Genomic DNA, 15,314 nt, shown 5'->3' on the forward strand with positions numbered 1-15,314 from the left:
CCCGCTCCGCATCACCGGCTGTTCCGGCTACTTCACCTTCGACATCCGCGCCACCGGATCCCCCGCCTCCGCGTTGTCCGTCTCGTACTTGAGGTCGTCCCCGACGGGAATCAGCCGCACCTCGTGCCTGCCCTTCGTGCACACGTCGCGGCTGGGCACCTTGGCCACGCTCGTGGCGACGAGCTGCTCCTTGGTGACCTTCTTCAGGATGAGTACGGTGTCGCAGATGCCGCCGATCTGATCGGTCTGGCGGAAGGTGCCCAACTCCTTGCCCACGGCGGCCTGGTGGACGGTGACCCGGAAGGTGCCCATGGGGAGGGCGCCGCCCAGGGCCAGGCCGTCGCCCTCCCAGGTGCCGAGGTAGGACGCCGGGATCGTGGACGGCCGCTGCGCATCACCGGGAGCGGTGGCCGAGGGGCGCTGCCCCGCCACGTTCCCCCCGTCCTTCTCCGCGCCACCGCCCGGCATGAGGCCGAACAGGAACGCCGAGCCCACCGTCACCGCGGCAAGGGCCCCCGCGACCGCCAGCACGACGGTGCAACTCAGCTTGCGGCCACGGCCGTTCGCCCCGGGTACGGCGGTGGCGGCCACGCTGACGGACACCTTGCCGGGGCGGTCTTCGGGGTGGGGCGTCGCGTCCCGCACCTCGCGCTGCTCCGGCACGGACGCGGCGGGACCGGGCGCCGGCGGCATCGCGGGTGGCGGCCCGAACCCCTCCGGCGGCGGCCCGAACGCCCCGCCGGGCGCAGAAGTCCCGGACGCCGAACCCGCCTCCACCGAAGGACTGCTGAACCCCACCGGCCCCGAGGGCGCCGCATCCTCCGCCGCCTCAAGATTCAGCAGCTGTACGGCACTACGGCTGACCTGCTCCACCAGGGCCCCCGGCAGCCACCCGGCCGCCACCAGCCGGGCCGCGCCCGCGGGGGCCAGGCGCCGCGCCACCTCGTCCGGAGTCGGCCGCCCGGCGGGGTCCTTGGCCAGGCACGCCGCCACGATCTCCCGCAACTCGCCCTGCACGGCGTCCAAGTGGGGCTCTTCGTGGACCACCTTGTAGAGGAGGGAGGCGGAGGATTCGCCGGGGAAGGGAGACTCGCCGGTCGCGGCGTACGCGAGGACCGCGCCCAGGGAGAAGACGTCCGCGGCCCCCGTGATCCCCTTGCCGAGGATCTGCTCGGGGGACATGTAGCCGGGCGAGCCGACGGAGACGCCGGTCGAGGTCAGTGACGCCGTGCCGTCCGTCGCCCGCGCGATACCGAAGTCGATCAGCAACGGGCCGTCGAGGGTCAGGAGCACGTTCGACGGTTTGACGTCGCGGTGGACGAGGCCCAGCGCGTGGACCGCCGAGAGCGCCTCGGCGAGGCCCGCGCCCAGCACCCGTACCGAATGGGCCGGAAGCGGACCGCCGCCGTCCGCGACCGCCGCGGCGAGCGACGGGCCGGCCGCGTACGCCGTGGCGACCCAGGGGACCGACGCCTCCGGGTCCGCGTCCAGGACGGAGGCCGTCCACGCGCCGCCCACCCGACGCGCGGCCTCGACCTCGCGGCGGAAACGGGCGCGGAACTCCTCGTCGAGCGCGAAGTGCGGGTGCACGATCTTGACGGCGACCGTACGGCCGCCCGCGCTGCGGCCCAGGTACACGCGCCCCATGCCGCCGGAGCCCAGCCGGCCGAGCAGCCGGTAGGGCCCCACAACGGTGGGTTCGTCGACTCCGAGCGGCTGCATGGCGCTCACACCTCCCCCGTACACGTACGCAGTGGACGCACTGCCCAGCAGCGTAGTGCCGTACGCGTCCCCGGCCCGAGCACTCCCGGGACCTCAGGCCTCCAGCAGCCGTACGTTCACGTCCGCCGGGAAGCCGGTGGTTGAGCCGACCCGGCGCGCGAATTCCCGTACGGCCGCCAGCTGCGGGCCGCCGAAGCGGAAGTCGAGCGTCGTGAAGTACTGCTCCAGGACCTTCTCGTCGAAGGCCTCCCAACGGGCCGCCTGCTCGGCGACCTTGGAGACCTCGTCCAGCGAGACGTCCCTGGACGCCAGGAAGGCCTCGTGCACCTCGCGGGTGACGGCGGGCTCGCGCTCCAGGTAGTCACGGCGGGCCGCCCACACCGCGAAGACGAAGGGCAGGCCGGTCCACTCCTTCCACAGCGAACCGAGGTCGTGCACATCGAGGCCGTACCGCGGCCCGTCGTGCAGGTTGGCGCGCAGCGCCGCGTCCCCGATCAGCACCGCCGCGTCCGCCTCCTGCATCATCCGGCTGAGGTCCGGCGGGCACGTGTAGTACGACGGCTGGACGCCGAACTTCTCGGCGAGCAGCAGCTGGGCGAGGCGTACGGACGTGCGCGAGGTCGAGCCGAGGGCGACCCGGGCGCCGTCCAGCTGGTCCAGCGGGACCTGCGAGACGATCACGCAGGACATCACCGGGCCGTCGCAGCCCACCGCGATGTCCGGGAAGGCGACCAGCTCGTCGGCGTGCTTGAGGAACTCGACGAGCGTGATGGGCCCGATGTCGAGATCTCCCTGCACCAGCTTCTCGCTGAGCTTCTCCGGGGTGTCCTGGGTGAGCTCGAAGTCGAGGAGCGTGCCTGTTCTCGCGAGCCCCCAGTACAGGGGCAGGCAGTTCAGGAACTGGATGTGGCCGACGCGCGGCCGGGTGCGAGAATTGTCCACATCGCGAGGCTAGACCCCATGCGGTACGGTGCAGTCTTCAGGGTCCAGATGCGGTTTCGGAAACCGTCCCGACCCCTCATGTCAACCCTTGCGACAGCAGGTCGACACCGCGACGTCAACCCATACCCGAGCGGGGTCAAACCTCCGGGCGACATGATCTTGCCCTCTATTGCTTTCGGCTGCCTGCGTGCTAGGCTCGCCGCAAGTTGCAGTTTGGTTTCCCTTGCAGTACAGAGCCTGCGGAGCATGTGACCGCGGGCTCTCGTCGTTTTCAGACGTATGCAGTTGTTTACACAATCGCAGGTTCTGGAGCAGGGCAACCCTTTGGGCCCAAGGAGGGCTTATGGCTACCGGAACCGTGAAGTGGTTCAACGCCGAAAAGGGCTTTGGTTTCATCGCCCAGGAAGGCGGCGGCCCGGACGTCTTCGTCCACTACTCCGCGATCAACGCGAGCGGTTTCCGCTCTCTCGAAGAGAACCAGTCGGTTTCCTTCGACGTCACCCAGGGCCCGAAGGGTCCGCAGGCGGAGAACGTCACCCCGCTCTAAGCCTTCGGCTCCAAGAGCCCAATGCTTTGATCCGGAACGGATAGCAGTACCCAAGGAGCCCCGCGCCAGCCGGTCGCGGGGCTCCTGCCTTTGCGCACACGTACGCCTTCCTTTGCGGGCACTCGTACGCCGCCTGCGGGCACTCGTACGCCGTCGCGCGTCTTCGCGTTCATACGTGCTGCATCACGAGGACGAACGTCGTCCCGGGCTCCAGCGCCTCGTACGCGTGCGGTACGTCGCCCCGGTACGCCATGTAGTCGCCGGGCCCCAGCTCCACCGCCTCCGCGACCGGGCCCGCCTTCACCCTTCCCGTGCTCACGATCAGGTGCTCCACCGTGCCCGGGATGTGCGGCTGCGACTCCCGGGCCGCGCCCGGCTCCGCCCGCAGGTGGTAGAGGTCCCGGCGGGCACCGGGAGGGCTGGCCGAGAGCAGGGTCGCGACGTAGTTGGCCTGCTCCGAGGCGACGGTGGGCCCCTGACCTGCGCGAATCACCTGGACCGCCGGAGCCGGCGGCTCGACCAGCGCACTGAACGTCACCGCCCCCACCGCCCCGCCCCCGCCGAACCTGTCCCTACCAAGTCACCGGCAGCTCGTGCGGGAACCGCCGGATCGTATCCGTGTCCCACCGCACGTCCTCCGGCGGCACCGCGAGCCGCAGCCCGGGGAAACGCTCCAAGAGGCGCCCGATCGCCACTTCCAGCTCCGCCATGGCCAAGGGCACGGCGATGCACCGGTGTCCGCCCCAGCCGAACGTCATGTGCGGCAGGTACTTCCGGTCGGGGTCGATGGTGTGCGCGCCCGGGTAGCGCTCCGGGTCACGGTTGGCCGTCAGGTACGACACGTGGACGAATTCGCCCGCCCGGATCTGTACGCCGCCCAGCTCCACGTCCTCCAGGGCGATCCGGGGGATACCGACCCCCTTGCGGAACGGGATGTAGCGGAGCATCTCGTGCACGACGTCGGAGATGGTCTCCGGCCTGCGCCTGAGGTGTTCCATCAGCTCGGGACGCGTCAGCAGCAGGTACGCGATGTCGCTGATCTGGCATGTCGCCGTGTCCTGGCCGCTGAGTGTCAGCGTCAGGGCCATGACCGCCAGTTCCCTGTCGTCGAGCTGGTCCTCGCCGTCCCGCGCCTCGGCCATCGCGCTGATGATGTCCTTGCCGGGTGACTTCCGGCGCTCCTTGACGAGTTTGGCGAAGTATTCCGTCAGATCGGCCTTGGCGTGCGCCGCGGCCTCCTTGTTGTCCGCGCCGACGACGAGCAGCTGGCTCACGGACTCCTGCATCCGGGGCCATTCGTTCCGTTCGATGCCGAGGAGGTCCAGGATGGTGTGCTGGGGAAGCGGGTTGGAGAGGTGCTGGACCAGGTCCGCCGGCGCGCCCTTCTCCTCCATCTCGTCCAGCAGGACCTCCGCGAGCCAGGTGATCCGGCTCCGCATGCCGTCGACCTGCTGCTGGGTGAAGGCCTGCGAGGCCAGCTGGCGGACGCGGCTGCTGTGCGGCGGGTCCATCACGTTGACCGACTCGGGCGAGACGATGGGCTCCGCCGTCATCCGGGGGTAGTCGTGGCCGATGATGCCTGCCCGGCTGAGCCGCTGGTCGGTGGTCACGCGTTTGACGGAGTCGAAGTCGGTGACCAGCCAGGCGTCGGCGTCGCCGTAGGGGAGCCGGATCCGGGTGGGGGAATCGCGGTTCATGAACTCCGCGAGGGCGGGGTCGAACTCCAGGGCTTCGCTGAAGTCGAACGGGCAGACGGCCGTCTCCTTGTCACCGGTCATCGGCCGGCTCCTCTCCGGGCATGGGTACGACGTCGGGCATGGGCGTCGGCCGACCGCCCGGTGCGTACGGGAGCAAGACCGGCCGCGGCCCGCACACGGTGGCGGGACGCGGCCAGTCTGGAGTGGGTGTCCTGCTGTCGATCGTCATGTCGTATGCCTCCTGGCGCGATGGAAGCACGGGAGGCGGCGCGGACCGGTGACCGGCACCGTCGCGTGGGCCACGTGGGCTAAGCGGGCCTCCCTACGGCATGTACAGCTGCTCCACCTGTGTCGTGAAGTCCCGCATGATCGCATCCCGCCGCAGCTTCATGGACGGGGTCAGGTGGCCCGCCTCCTCCGTGAAGTCCACGGGCAGGACGGCGAAGCGGCGGATGGACTCCGGGCGGGAGACGAGTTTGTTCGCTTCGTCCACCGCGCGCTGGAGGGTCTGGCGCAACTCGTCGTCATTCACGAGGAGTTTCGCCGGCACCGGGTGCTTGCCGTTCATCTGGCGCCAGTGGGTGATGCCGTCGAGGTCCAGGGTGATCAGGGCGGTGACGAAGGGGCGGCCGTCTCCCAGGACGATGCACTGGGAGATCAGGGGGTGGGAGCGGAGCCAGTTCTCCAGGGGGGCCGGGGCCACGCTCTTGCCGCCCGCCGTGATGAGGAGTTCCTTCTTGCGGCCGGTGATGGTGAGGTAGCCGTCGTCGTCCAGGGCGCCGAGGTCGCCGGTGGGCAGCCAGCCGTCGGGGGCGGCCGGGACGACGCCGCCCGCCTGGGGGTCCCAGTAGCCGCGGAGGACCTGTTCGCCGGAGAGCAGGATCTCGCCGTCCGCCGCGATGCGGACCTTCATGCCGGGCATCGGCCAGCCGACCGTGCCGAGGCGGGGTTGGAGCGGGGGTGTGACCGTGGCCGCGCCCGTCGTCTCCGTGAGGCCGTAGCCCTCGTAGATCTCGATGCCCGCGCCGGCGTAGAAGGCGGCGAGGCGGCGGCCCAGCGGGGAGCCGCCGCAGATCGCGTTGCGGACGCGGCCGCCCATGGCGTTGCGGATGCGGCGGTAGACGAGGGGGTTGTAGAAGACGCGGGCGGCTTTCAGCGTGCCGACGGGGCCCGGGCCGGTGCCGGTCTGCTTGGCCTCCATGGCCTCGCCGTACTTGATGGCCACGTTCGCCGCGCGGTCGAAGGACGAGGCCCGTCCGCCCGCTTCGGCGCGGGCGCGGGCGCCGTTGAAGATCTTCTCCAGCATGTACGGGATGGCCAGCAGGCACGTCGGTTTGAAGCTCGCCAGGTCCGGGAGCAGGTCGTCCGCCTTGAGACTCGGCGCGTGGCCGAGCCGAACCCGCGCGCGGATGCACGCGATGGCGATCATGCGGCCGAAGACGTGCGACATGGGCAGGAAGAGGAGGACCGACTCCTCGTCGCCCGACTTCGCCTTGAAGACCGGGTAGAGGAGTTCGATCGCGTTGTCGATCTCGGCGAAGAAATTGCCGTGGGTGAGCGCGCAGCCCTTGGGCCGGCCCGTCGTGCCCGAGGTGTAGATGAGGGTGGCGAGGGTGTCCGGGATCAACATCCCCCGGCGTACGTCCACTTCCTGGTCCGGGACCGACTCGCCCGACTCCGCCAGGAGGTCGACGTGGCCCTTCTCCATGACCCACATGTAACCGAGGTCGGGCAGGCGTTCGCGCTCCGGGCCGAGGGCCGCCGCCTGGGACACCGTCTCGGTGACCAGGGCCACCGCGCCCGAGTCCTGGAGGATCCAGCGGACCTGGAAGACGGAGGAGGTGGGGTAGACGGGAACCGTCACCAGACCCGCCGCCCACGCGGCGAAGTCCAGGAGCGTCCACTCGTACGTCGTCCGCGCCATGATGGCGATCCGGTCGCCCGGCACCAGCCCCTCGGCGATCAGCCCCTTCGCCACGGCACGGACCTGTGCCGCGAACTCGGCCGCCGTCACGTCCGTCCAACGGCCGTCCGGCCCCTTGCGGCTGAGGACCACCTTGTCCGGGGCCGCCTCCGCGTTGTCGAAGGGCAGGTCGGCGAGCGAACCGTGGGTCGCCGGCGGGGCGATCGGTGGCACGGACGCCTCGCGTGCCACGCCGTCCAGCCGTCGTATCTCCGGCTTCACGAGTACGGGGCCGCCGTCGTAGTCGAGGTCGAAGTCGGGGGCCGGCGTGGGTGCGGGTGTGGGGCTGAGGCCGGGCGAGGGCTCGGACGCGTGCGGGATGGACATGGGCAGCTCCTGGGGCGTGCAGCTGTGGACTGCTCTGCTGCATGAGATACGCGCGGTGCGTACCGAGGTGTTCACCAGCCGCGCGCGGCCGGGGGTTAGCGCTGGATGGCCGGAGATCGTACGGTGCGTGCGTGGGGGGTTCGTGGTGGTCCGGGGGCGGGGGTGTGCAGCCTCGGCGACCACGCGGTGCCTCCCGGCCGGGGTCAACCAGCCTCCGCGTCGCGGGCGTTCGGGGGTCGTCACCGCCGGTCGCGGTGGGAGGAGTTTTCGCCCCCTGTGCCCCTACCCGTCCCGTGCCTGGGCTCTGCCGCCCCCAGACCCCCGCTATCGGCCTGAACGGCCTCGTCCTCAAACGCCGGACGGGCTGACACCTTCGCCGGCCGGGGTGGGTGGGAATTCGGGCGGGTGGGTGGGGCACGGCTCGTCGCCTCGTCCTCAAACGCCGGACGGGCTGTAGCCCTTACCTCGGGTAACCTTACTGCGGAGTCCACCGAGCCGGGAGAGCCCTGATGTCCCCCTCCCTCAGTCCCCTCCTCGCCCGCGGTGCCCTGCTCTCCCCCCTCAAGCGGCCCCGCGCCGACGCGCCCGTCCCCAGGACCCGGCTCGTCGTCCCGGGCGTGCGCGTCGATCTCGCGCGGCTGGCCGGGTACGAGCGGGTCTGCGGGTTCGCGACGGGGGCGGACGCGCTGCCGGTCACGTATCCGCATGTCCTGGGGTTTCCGTTGGCCATGCGGATCATGTCGGGCCGTGCGTTCCCGCTGCCGCTGCTCGGCCTGGTGCACACCTCGTTCGAGGCCACCCGGTGGGGTGGACTGCCCGCCACGGCGGAGTACGAACTCACCGTGTACGTCCAGGGGTTGGCGCCGCACCGGCGCGGCACCGAGGCGACCGTCGTGACCGAGGCGCGGGCCGACGGCGGGCGCGTATGGGAGTCGAGGAGTACGTACCTCGCGCGGCACCGCACCGAAAGCCGCCCCGCCCCGGAACCGCGCGAGGCGCAGCACAGGCCGCGGGAAGAGCGGGAGCCGCTGCCCGCCCTCGCCGAGTGGCGCCTCGCCGGAGACGTAGGGCGGCGGTACGGGGCCGTGTCCGGGGACCGGAACCCCATCCACCTGTACCCGGTCACCGCCCGGCTCTTCGGCTTCCGCCGCGCCATCGCCCACGGCATGTGGACCGTCGCCCGCTGTCTCGCCGAGTACGGACCGCGGGACGCGGTGACCGTGCGCGCCGAGTTCAAGGCGCCGGTGCTGTTGCCGGGCACGGTCACGTACGCCGCCGAGGGCCCCGCATTCGAACTGCGGGGCGGCGAGCGCGTTCACCTCACCGGTGAAGTCCGTCCGCCGGGCCCGAACCCGACCACGGGCGGCTCTCCATGAGGTTGCCCAGGCCCGCCCAGGCGAAGTCCATCAGGGTCGCGGCGGCCTGCTTGGCGGAGACACCCGGCGTCGCGTTGGCCCAGGTCGCGAGGGACTCGGCGGCGCCGACCAGCGCCTCCGCGAGCCCGGCGACCTCGCGGTCGGGCAGCGACGGATTCCGGTGCGCCTCACGCGCGGCCACGGCGATCAACTGCGTGACGAACACGACGAGTTCCTCGCGCGTCGCGGCGACCTCGGCCGCGAACGGCTCGCCGTGCGTACGGGCCTGGAGGTGCAGGACCGCCCAGCCGTCCGGGTTCTCCGCCGTGTGCGTGAAGAACGCCCGCAGCCCGTCCCAGAGTTGACGGTCGGCGGGCAGGCCGGGCTGTACGCCCGCGCGGACGGCGGCGGTGAGCGCCTTGGCCTCCCGCCGGATACACGCGGTGAAGAGGTCTTCCTTCGAGTTCAGGTACAGATACACCAACGGCTTGGACACGCCCGCCAGATCGGCGATCTCGTCCATCGACGCGGCCCGGTACCCGCGCTGCCCGAAGGTCCGTACGGCGGCGTCCAGCATCTGCCGCTCACGTACCGCACGCGGCATCCGCTTGTTCTTCACTGCACCCATACGCGCAAGCGTACGGTTTGTCTGCCGGCGGCTTGGCGGGGAATGGGGTGCCCGGGGCCGGGCTTGCCCTCTCTGGGGGCTCTGCCGCCAGACCCCCGTATCGGCCTGAACGGCCTCGTCCTCAAACGCCGGACGGGCTAGATACCCTCACGCGCCGTGTCGTCCGCGGTGTCCTCCTGGTTGCGGTTGCGCTCCAGGTTGGTCTTGACGCGGTCCACGCGGGCGACGACCTGGGCCGAGGCGCGGTCGCGCTCCTTGCGCAGGACGACGAAGCTGATGGGGGCGGAGATCACCAGGGAGAGCAGGATGACCCACATGAAGTTGGACCCGCCGAGTCCGCGCGGGGCGATACCGGAGTAGACGAGGCCCCAGACGACCATGAAGCAGCCCGCGAAGATACCAAGGCGCATCAGTGTGTAGCGGCCCATGTCAATCCACTCTTCCGTTCCGAACCTTCCCAAAGGGCATCGTCCAGTGAAGCACGCCCCGCACACGATCTTGCAGGGGGTGTCCCCGACGGGGCGCACGACGGGTCACAGGAGCGGGAGCCACATCACGATGTCGTCGCGGTAGTCGTCCGCCGAGACGCGCAGCCCGCCCGGCACCCGGCCGACCTCCTTGTAGCCGCAGGACGCGTAGAAGTGCTCCAGGCCCAGCCCGCCCCGGCAGGTGAGCTTCAGCGCCTCCAGGCCGAACGTGCGGGCGTGTTCCTCGGCCGCCGCGAGCAGGGCGCGGCCGTGGCCGCCGCGCTGGAGGGACGGGTCGATCATGACAGTGGTCAGCCAGGCGAAGTGGGTCTGGAGCCGGTGGCTGTTGAAGCCGAGGAAGGCCGTGGCCCGCAGCCGCCCGTCGCCGTCGAGACCGGCGAGCAGACGGTGGCTCCCGGCCGCGACCGACTCCGCGTACGCGTCGGTCTGGGGACGTATCTCCTCGTACGTCGTCGCGCCGGCGAAGCCGACCGCCCCGCCCGCGTTGCTGACGTCCGTCCACAACCGGGTGAGTTCGTCGAGGAACGCGGGCGTGAGGTCGGGGTCAAGCCGGTAGGTGAGCTCCATGGTCAGCGACCCTAAGTTCCGCCGGCCGCACGCCCGACGCCGGGTCCGGGTCCGACTACGAGTCACACGCGCATCGGCTGCGGCGACTCCCGGCGCTCCGGGTCGGGGCCGTCGTACTCGCGGATGATCTCGTAGCGCGTGTTCCGCTCCACCGGCCGGAACCCGGCGTCGCGGATCAGGTCGAGCAGGTCCTCGCGGGTGAGCTTGTTCGGCGTGCCGTAGTTGTCGGCGTCGTGCGTGATCTTGTACTCGACGACCGAGCCGTCCATGTCGTCGGCGCCGTGCTGGAGCGCGAGCTGCGCCGTCTGCACGCCGTGCATGACCCAGAAGACCTTGACGTGCGGAACGTTGTCGAAGAGGAGGCGCGAGACCGCGAAGGTCTTCAGGGCCTCGGCTCCGGTGGCCATCTGCGTACGCGCCTGAAGGCGGTTGCGTACCTTGCCGTCCTTCATGTCCACGAAGTCGTGCTGGTAGCGCAGCGGGATGAAGACCTGGAAGCCGCCTGTCTCGTCCTGGAGTTCGCGGAGACGGAGGACGTGGTCGACCCGGTGCCGCGGCTGCTCGATGTGGCCGTACAGCATCGTGCACGGGGTCTTCAGACCCTTCTCGTGCGCGAGGCGGTGGATGCGCGACCAGTCCTCCCAGTGGGTGCGGTGGTCGACGATGTGCTGACGGACCTCCCAGTCGAAGATCTCCGCGCCGCCGCCGGTCAGGGACTCCAGGCCCGCGTCGATCAGCTCGTCGAGGATCTCCGACGCCGACAGACCCGAGATCGTCTCGAAGTGGTGGATCTCCGTCGCCGTGAAGGCCTTCAGGGAGACGTTCGGGAGCGCCTTCTTCAGCTCGCTGAGCGACCGGGGGTAGTACCGCCACGGCAGGTTCGGGTGGAGACCGTTCACGATGTGCAGCTCGGTGAGGTTCTCGTTCTCCATCGCCTTGGCGAGGCGGACGGCCTCCTCGATGCGCATCGTGTACGCGTCCTTCTCGCCCGGCTTGCGCTGGAACGAGCAGTACGCGCAGGACGCGGTGCACACGTTCGTCATGTTGAGGTGACGGTTGACGTTGAAGTGGACCACGTCACCGTTCTTGCGGGTACGCACCTCGTGCGCGAGCCCGCCGAGCCAGGCCAGGTCGTCCGACTCGTACAGCGCGATGCCGTCCTCGCGGGTGAGCCGCTCACCGGCCCGGACCTTGTCCTCCAGCTCGCGCTTGAGCCCGACATCCATGCCTCTACCTCTCCTCGTGACAAACCCTGGCAACCGTACTCCCCCACCCTTCGGGTGAGAGGAGCCCCCATCAGGCACTTGGTGCCCTACTGCTCCTCCGGCAGCTCACCCACCCGGTTCTCCCACTTCGTGGAGAGCACGATCGTCGTACGGGTCCGGGAGACGCCCTTCGTCCCGGAAAGGCGCCGGATGATCTTCTCCAGGCCGTCCACGTCGTTCGCCCGCACCTTGAGCATGTACGAGTCGTCGCCCGCGATGAACCAGCAGTCCTCGATCTCGCCGAGGTCCCGCAGGCGCCGGGCCACGTCCTCGTGGTCGGCGGCGTCGGAGAGCGAGATGCCGATCAGGGCGGTGACACCGAGACCGAGCGAGGCCGCGTCGACCGTCGCGCGGTAGCCGGTGATGACGCCGGCGGCCTCCAGCCGGTTGATGCGGTCGGTGACGCTGGGTCCCGACAGACCGACGAGGCGCCCCAGCTCCGCGTAGGAGGCCCGGCCGTTCTCCCTCAGGGCCTGGATGAGCTGCCTGTCCACCGCGTCCATGCGATCGAAGCCTTCCGCTGAAAAGGTCTGAAGAGGTCCTGACTTACCTGAACTGACGTGCCTGAAAGTACTTACCTGAACTGAAGTGAACTGAAATGCCGGGAAGCGATGAGTCCCCCGTGCGCGTCGGTCAGGGGGTGCTGCCGCGCGCGCCGCCCCCCAGCTCGCCCTCCCACCGCCGGTACAGGCCGTGCTCGACGCCCGCCGCGTCGAGGACCCGCCCGGCGACGAAGTCCACCAGGTCCTGAATGTGCGTGGCGCCCGCGTAGAACGCCGGCGAGGCGGGCAGCACCGTCGCGCCCGCATCGTCCAGGGCGACCAGGTGGCGCAGCGTCTGCCCGTTCAGCGGAGTCTCCCGCACGGCGACGACCAGCTTGCGCCGCTCCTTGAGCGTGACGCTCGCCGCGCGCTGGAGCAGGTCCTTGGAGAGCCCGAGGGCGACTCCGGCCACGCAGGCGGTCGAGGCCGGCACGATGAGCATGCCCTTCGCGGGGTACGAGCCCGAGGACGGCCCCGCCGCCAGGTCACCCGCGCTCCAGTGCCGTACGCCATCGACGCTCACGTCGAACGTGCCGGGCTTGCCGTCGGCGCCCCGCGCCAGCCACTCCCGCAGGTCGTCCTGCCAGTGGGCGTCCCGGAAGGGCAGACCGGTCTCGTCGAGCAGCGTCAGCCGGGAGGCGCGCGAGACCACCAGGTCGACGCTCTCCCCCGCCCGCAGAAGCGCGCGCAGCACGGCGGCGGCGTACGGCGTACCGGAGGCACCCGACACCCCCACGATCCAAGGCCGGCGCTGCGTCTGTCCTGGCTTCATGGTGTCGAGCCTATCCGGCCACCGCCGGGAGTCAGACCGTGAGCCCGCGCACCAGCAGATCCAGCAGGGCGCAGGCGAACAGAGCGATGCCGATGAAACCGTTGACGCTGAAGAACGCCCGGTTCACGCGGGACAGGTCGTTCGGCTTGACGATGGAGTGCTCATAGAGGAAGGCGCCCGCGACGATCAGCAGGCCGAGCCAGAAGAAGGCACCGGCGCCGGTGGCGAGGGCGTACCAGACGAACAGGGCCGTGGTGACGGCATGGCAGCCGCGCGCGCCCCAGATCGCGGCCGGGATGCCGAAGCGCGCGGGCACCGACATCACGCCGATCTCGCGGTCCGTCTCGACGTCCTGACAGGCGTAGATCAGGTCGAAGCCGCCGATCCAGATGCCCACCGCGAGACCGAGGACGACGGCGTCCCAGGACCACTCGCCGGTGACCGCCAGCCAGCCGCCGACCGGGCCCATCGCCTGGGCCAGACCCAGGATGGCCTGCGGGAAGTTCGTGAACCGCTTGCCGTACGGGTACACGACCATCGGGATGACCGCGATGGGCGCCAGCGCGAGGCACAGGGGGTTCAGAAGCGCGGCGGCGCCGAGGAAGAACACCAGCGCGACCAGCGCGCCCGTCCACGCGTGCTTCACCGTCATCGCGCCGGTCACCAGCTCGCGGTGGGCCGTGCGGGGGTTGCGGGCGTCGATCTCGCGGTCGATGATCCGGTTCGCCGCCATGGCGAAGGTCCGCAGACCGACCATCGCGACGGTGACCAGCAGCAGCCGCCCCCAGTGGATGTTCTTGTCCCACTGGAACATCGCGGTCAGCGCCGCGATGTAGGCGAAGGGCAGCGCGAACACCGAGTGCTCGATCATGACGAGGCGCAGGAACGCCTTGGCCCTCCCGGGCTGAGGCATCGCGGCGGCGGAGGCACTCACAGGCCGTACTCCGTCCAACGGCGATCGACCGGGTCACCTCCGCGGCAGCGGAGAAGCCCCGCCGCCGCGCTACCACGTCCCATCATCACCCTGACCCTCACAGTCCGTATTCCTTCCAGCGTCGCGTCACCCGTTCGGATGTCTCCGGGTCCGACACCACCATCTCCGGCCAGCCCCCGTCCCGCGTATAGCCCTCCTCGGGCCACTTCTTCGTCGCGTCGATGCCCGCCTTGCCGCCCCAGAACTGCTGGTAGGAGGCGTGGTCGAGGTGGTCGACCGGGCCTTCGACGACGGTGAGGTCACGGGAGTAGTCCGTGTTGCCGAGGGCCCGCCATGCGACCTCGTGCAGATCGTGCACGTCGCAGTCCGAGTCGACGACCACGATGAGCTTCGTCAGCGACATCATGTGGGCGCCCCAGATGGCGTGCATCACCTTTTGAGCGTGCTTGGGGTACTTCTTGTCGATCGCGACGATCGCGCAGTTGTGGAAACCCCCCGCTTCGGGCAGGTGGTAGTCCACGATGTCCGGCACGATGATCTTCAGGAGGGGGAGGAAGAAACGCTCGGTCGCACGGCCCAGGGGTCCGTCCTCCGTCGGAGGGCGTCCTACGACGATCGACTGGAGCAGCGGACGCTTGCGCATGGTGACGCAGTCGATGGTCAGCGCCGGGAACGGCTCCTGCGGCGTATAGAACCCGGTGTGGTCGCCGAACGGCCCCTCCGGCAGCATCTCGCCCGGCTCCAGCCAGCCCTCCAGCACGACCTCGGCCTGCGCCGGCACCTGAAGCGGCACCGTCTTGCAGTCCACCATCTCGATCCGCTTGCCCTGGATGAACCCGGCGAAGAGGTACTCGTCGATGTCACCGGGCAGCGGGGCGGTGGAGGCGTATGTCACGGCGGGCGGACACCCGAAGGCGATCGCGACCGGGAGCCGCTCGCCCCTCCTCGCGGCGACCTGGTAGTGGTTCCGGCTGTCCTTGTGGATCTGCCAGTGCATGCCGATGGTGCGCTTGTCGTGGCGCTGGAGGCGGTACAGCCCGAGATTGCGGATACCGCTCTCCGGGTCCTTCGTGTGGGTGAGCCCCAGGTTGAAGAAGGAGCCGCCGTCCTGGGGCCAGGTGAACAGGGCGGGGAGGGCGTCGAGGTCGACGTCGTCACCGCGGAGGACGACTTCCTGGACCGGCGCGTCCTTGACCTTCTTCGGCGGTACGTGGCTCATCGCGCCGAGCTTCCCGAAGGCCTCGCGCACTCCGACGAACCCGTGCGGCAGCTCGGGCTTGAGCAGTCCGCCGATCTTCTCGGAGATCTCGCCGTACGACTTCAGCCCGAGGGACTTCAGCAGCCGCCGGTCGGTCCCGAAGACGTTCATGGCGAGCGGCATGCTCGACCCGCGCACGTTCTCGAAGAGCAGCGCGGGCCCGCCTGCCTTCTGCACCCGGTCGACGATCTCCCCGACCTCCAGGTACGGATCCACCTCGGCCTTGATGCGCTTGAGGTCTCCCTCGCGCTCCAGGGCCCTGAGCAGGGAGCGAAGATCGTCGTAAGCCATGGGCCCAAGTATCGGC

The 15,314-nt window shown here is 70.2% G+C and carries 15 protein-coding genes and 1 pseudogene; 3 read left to right on the forward strand and 13 right to left on the reverse strand.

Annotated elements, in window-relative coordinates; genetic code table 11:
• Positions 1–27: 27 nt before the first annotated feature.
• Positions 28–1,722 carry a serine/threonine-protein kinase gene (locus tag C4B68_RS16995; protein ID WP_099500508.1) on the reverse strand — a complete coding sequence of 565 codons (1,695 nt, stop codon included), beginning with the start codon at positions 1,720–1,722 and terminating at the stop codon, positions 28–30.
• Between the two features lie 93 nt (positions 1,723–1,815).
• Positions 1,816–2,664, reverse strand: a complete 849-nt coding sequence (locus C4B68_RS17000; RefSeq protein ID WP_099500507.1) for a menaquinone biosynthetic enzyme MqnA/MqnD family protein — start codon at positions 2,662–2,664, stop codon at positions 1,816–1,818.
• Between the two features lie 343 nt (positions 2,665–3,007).
• On the opposite strand from C4B68_RS17000, the gene C4B68_RS17005 reads away from it, so the two are divergent.
• Complete coding sequence (locus C4B68_RS17005) at positions 3,008–3,211, forward strand: cold-shock protein (protein ID WP_010986243.1); 204 nt, start codon at positions 3,008–3,010, stop codon at positions 3,209–3,211.
• Between the two features lie 169 nt (positions 3,212–3,380).
• Here the strand turns inward: C4B68_RS17005 and C4B68_RS17010 are convergent.
• Together C4B68_RS17010 and C4B68_RS17015 are read right to left on the reverse strand one after the other, a co-directional pair.
• Positions 3,381–3,749, reverse strand: a pseudogene (locus C4B68_RS17010) (cupin domain-containing protein); the annotation flags it as partial.
• A 34-nt stretch (positions 3,750–3,783) separates the two neighbouring features.
• The gene (locus tag C4B68_RS17015; protein ID WP_099500506.1) at positions 3,784–4,989 is read right to left on the reverse strand and encodes a cytochrome P450; all 1,206 of its coding nucleotides are present in this window, start codon (positions 4,987–4,989) and stop codon (positions 3,784–3,786) included.
• Positions 4,990–5,009: 20 nt separating this feature from the next.
• Here C4B68_RS17015 and C4B68_RS41355 point away from each other — a divergent pair, with 20 nt between their 5' ends.
• Positions 5,010–5,189, forward strand: a complete 180-nt coding sequence (locus C4B68_RS41355; RefSeq protein ID WP_143674297.1) for a hypothetical protein — start codon at positions 5,010–5,012, stop codon at positions 5,187–5,189.
• 41 nt (positions 5,190–5,230) lie between these two features.
• Here the strand turns inward: C4B68_RS41355 and C4B68_RS17020 are convergent, their stop codons facing one another.
• Entirely contained in the window at positions 5,231–7,198 is a 1,968-nt protein-coding gene (locus C4B68_RS17020; RefSeq protein WP_099500505.1) for an AMP-dependent synthetase/ligase, read from the reverse strand.
• Positions 7,199–7,707: 509 nt separating this feature from the next.
• On the opposite strand from C4B68_RS17020, the gene C4B68_RS17030 reads away from it, so the two are divergent.
• Positions 7,708–8,574, forward strand: coding sequence for a MaoC/PaaZ C-terminal domain-containing protein (locus tag C4B68_RS17030; protein WP_099500503.1), 867 nt, complete (start codon positions 7,708–7,710; stop codon positions 8,572–8,574).
• On the opposite strand, the gene C4B68_RS17035 is transcribed toward C4B68_RS17030, so the two are convergent.
• From C4B68_RS17035 to C4B68_RS17070, 8 genes are all read right to left on the reverse strand, one after another.
• Positions 8,519–9,181, reverse strand: a complete 663-nt coding sequence (locus tag C4B68_RS17035; RefSeq protein ID WP_099500502.1) for a TetR/AcrR family transcriptional regulator — start codon at positions 9,179–9,181, stop codon at positions 8,519–8,521. The two genes, C4B68_RS17030 and C4B68_RS17035, sit on opposite strands and share 56 nt — an antisense overlap.
• 137 nt (positions 9,182–9,318) lie before the next feature.
• Positions 9,319–9,609 (reverse strand): DUF4229 domain-containing protein, encoded by a 291-nt coding sequence (locus C4B68_RS17040; protein ID WP_099500501.1) that lies wholly within the window; start codon positions 9,607–9,609, stop codon positions 9,319–9,321.
• Between the two features lie 105 nt (positions 9,610–9,714).
• A complete protein-coding gene (locus C4B68_RS17045) occupies positions 9,715–10,236 on the reverse strand; it encodes a GNAT family N-acetyltransferase (protein ID WP_099500500.1) in 522 nt (173 codons plus the stop codon).
• Positions 10,237–10,298: 62 nt separating this feature from the next.
• Positions 10,299–11,462 (reverse strand): aminofutalosine synthase MqnE, encoded by a 1,164-nt coding sequence (gene mqnE, locus C4B68_RS17050; protein ID WP_099500499.1) that lies wholly within the window; start codon positions 11,460–11,462, stop codon positions 10,299–10,301.
• 86 nt (positions 11,463–11,548) lie between these two features.
• A complete protein-coding gene (locus C4B68_RS17055) occupies positions 11,549–12,004 on the reverse strand; it encodes an Lrp/AsnC family transcriptional regulator (protein WP_099500498.1) in 456 nt (151 codons plus the stop codon).
• A gap of 130 nt (positions 12,005–12,134) precedes the next feature.
• On the reverse strand, positions 12,135–12,815 hold the full coding sequence (locus C4B68_RS17060) for a UbiX family flavin prenyltransferase (RefSeq protein ID WP_099500497.1): 681 nt from the start codon (positions 12,813–12,815) through the stop codon (positions 12,135–12,137).
• 31 nt (positions 12,816–12,846) lie between these two features.
• Complete coding sequence (gene mqnP, locus C4B68_RS17065; RefSeq protein ID WP_099500496.1) at positions 12,847–13,749, reverse strand: menaquinone biosynthesis prenyltransferase MqnP; 903 nt, start codon at positions 13,747–13,749, stop codon at positions 12,847–12,849.
• 97 nt (positions 13,750–13,846) lie between these two features.
• Positions 13,847–15,298, reverse strand: coding sequence for a menaquinone biosynthesis decarboxylase (locus tag C4B68_RS17070; RefSeq protein WP_099500495.1), 1,452 nt, complete (start codon positions 15,296–15,298; stop codon positions 13,847–13,849).
• Positions 15,299–15,314: the final 16 nt, after the last annotated feature.

It is taken from the genome of Streptomyces dengpaensis (assembly GCF_002946835.1).
Taxonomy (GTDB): domain Bacteria; phylum Actinomycetota; class Actinomycetes; order Streptomycetales; family Streptomycetaceae; genus Streptomyces; species Streptomyces dengpaensis.

Bases quoted from the DNA above. Each gene is read 5' to 3' on its own strand.
- C4B68_RS16995 (WP_099500508.1), bottom strand. From the start codon at position 1,722: ATGCAGCCGCTCGGAGTCGACGAACCCACCGTTGTGGGGCCCTACCGG.
- C4B68_RS17005 (WP_010986243.1), top strand. From the start codon at position 3,008: ATGGCTACCGGAACCGTGAAGTGGTTCAACGCCGAAAAGGGCTTTGGT.
- C4B68_RS17015 (WP_099500506.1), bottom strand. From the start codon at position 4,989: ATGACCGGTGACAAGGAGACGGCCGTCTGCCCGTTCGACTTCAGCGAA.
- C4B68_RS41355 (WP_143674297.1), top strand. From the start codon at position 5,010: ATGGGTACGACGTCGGGCATGGGCGTCGGCCGACCGCCCGGTGCGTAC.
- C4B68_RS17020 (WP_099500505.1), bottom strand. From the start codon at position 7,198: ATGTCCATCCCGCACGCGTCCGAGCCCTCGCCCGGCCTCAGCCCCACA.
- C4B68_RS17030 (WP_099500503.1), top strand. From the start codon at position 7,708: ATGTCCCCCTCCCTCAGTCCCCTCCTCGCCCGCGGTGCCCTGCTCTCC.
- C4B68_RS17035 (WP_099500502.1), bottom strand. From the start codon at position 9,181: ATGGGTGCAGTGAAGAACAAGCGGATGCCGCGTGCGGTACGTGAGCGG.
- C4B68_RS17040 (WP_099500501.1), bottom strand. From the start codon at position 9,609: ATGGGCCGCTACACACTGATGCGCCTTGGTATCTTCGCGGGCTGCTTC.
- C4B68_RS17045 (WP_099500500.1), bottom strand. From the start codon at position 10,236: ATGGAGCTCACCTACCGGCTTGACCCCGACCTCACGCCCGCGTTCCTC.
- mqnE (WP_099500499.1), bottom strand. From the start codon at position 11,462: ATGGATGTCGGGCTCAAGCGCGAGCTGGAGGACAAGGTCCGGGCCGGT.
- C4B68_RS17055 (WP_099500498.1), bottom strand. From the start codon at position 12,004: ATGGACGCGGTGGACAGGCAGCTCATCCAGGCCCTGAGGGAGAACGGC.
- C4B68_RS17060 (WP_099500497.1), bottom strand. From the start codon at position 12,815: ATGAAGCCAGGACAGACGCAGCGCCGGCCTTGGATCGTGGGGGTGTCG.
- C4B68_RS17070 (WP_099500495.1), bottom strand. From the start codon at position 15,298: ATGGCTTACGACGATCTTCGCTCCCTGCTCAGGGCCCTGGAGCGCGAG.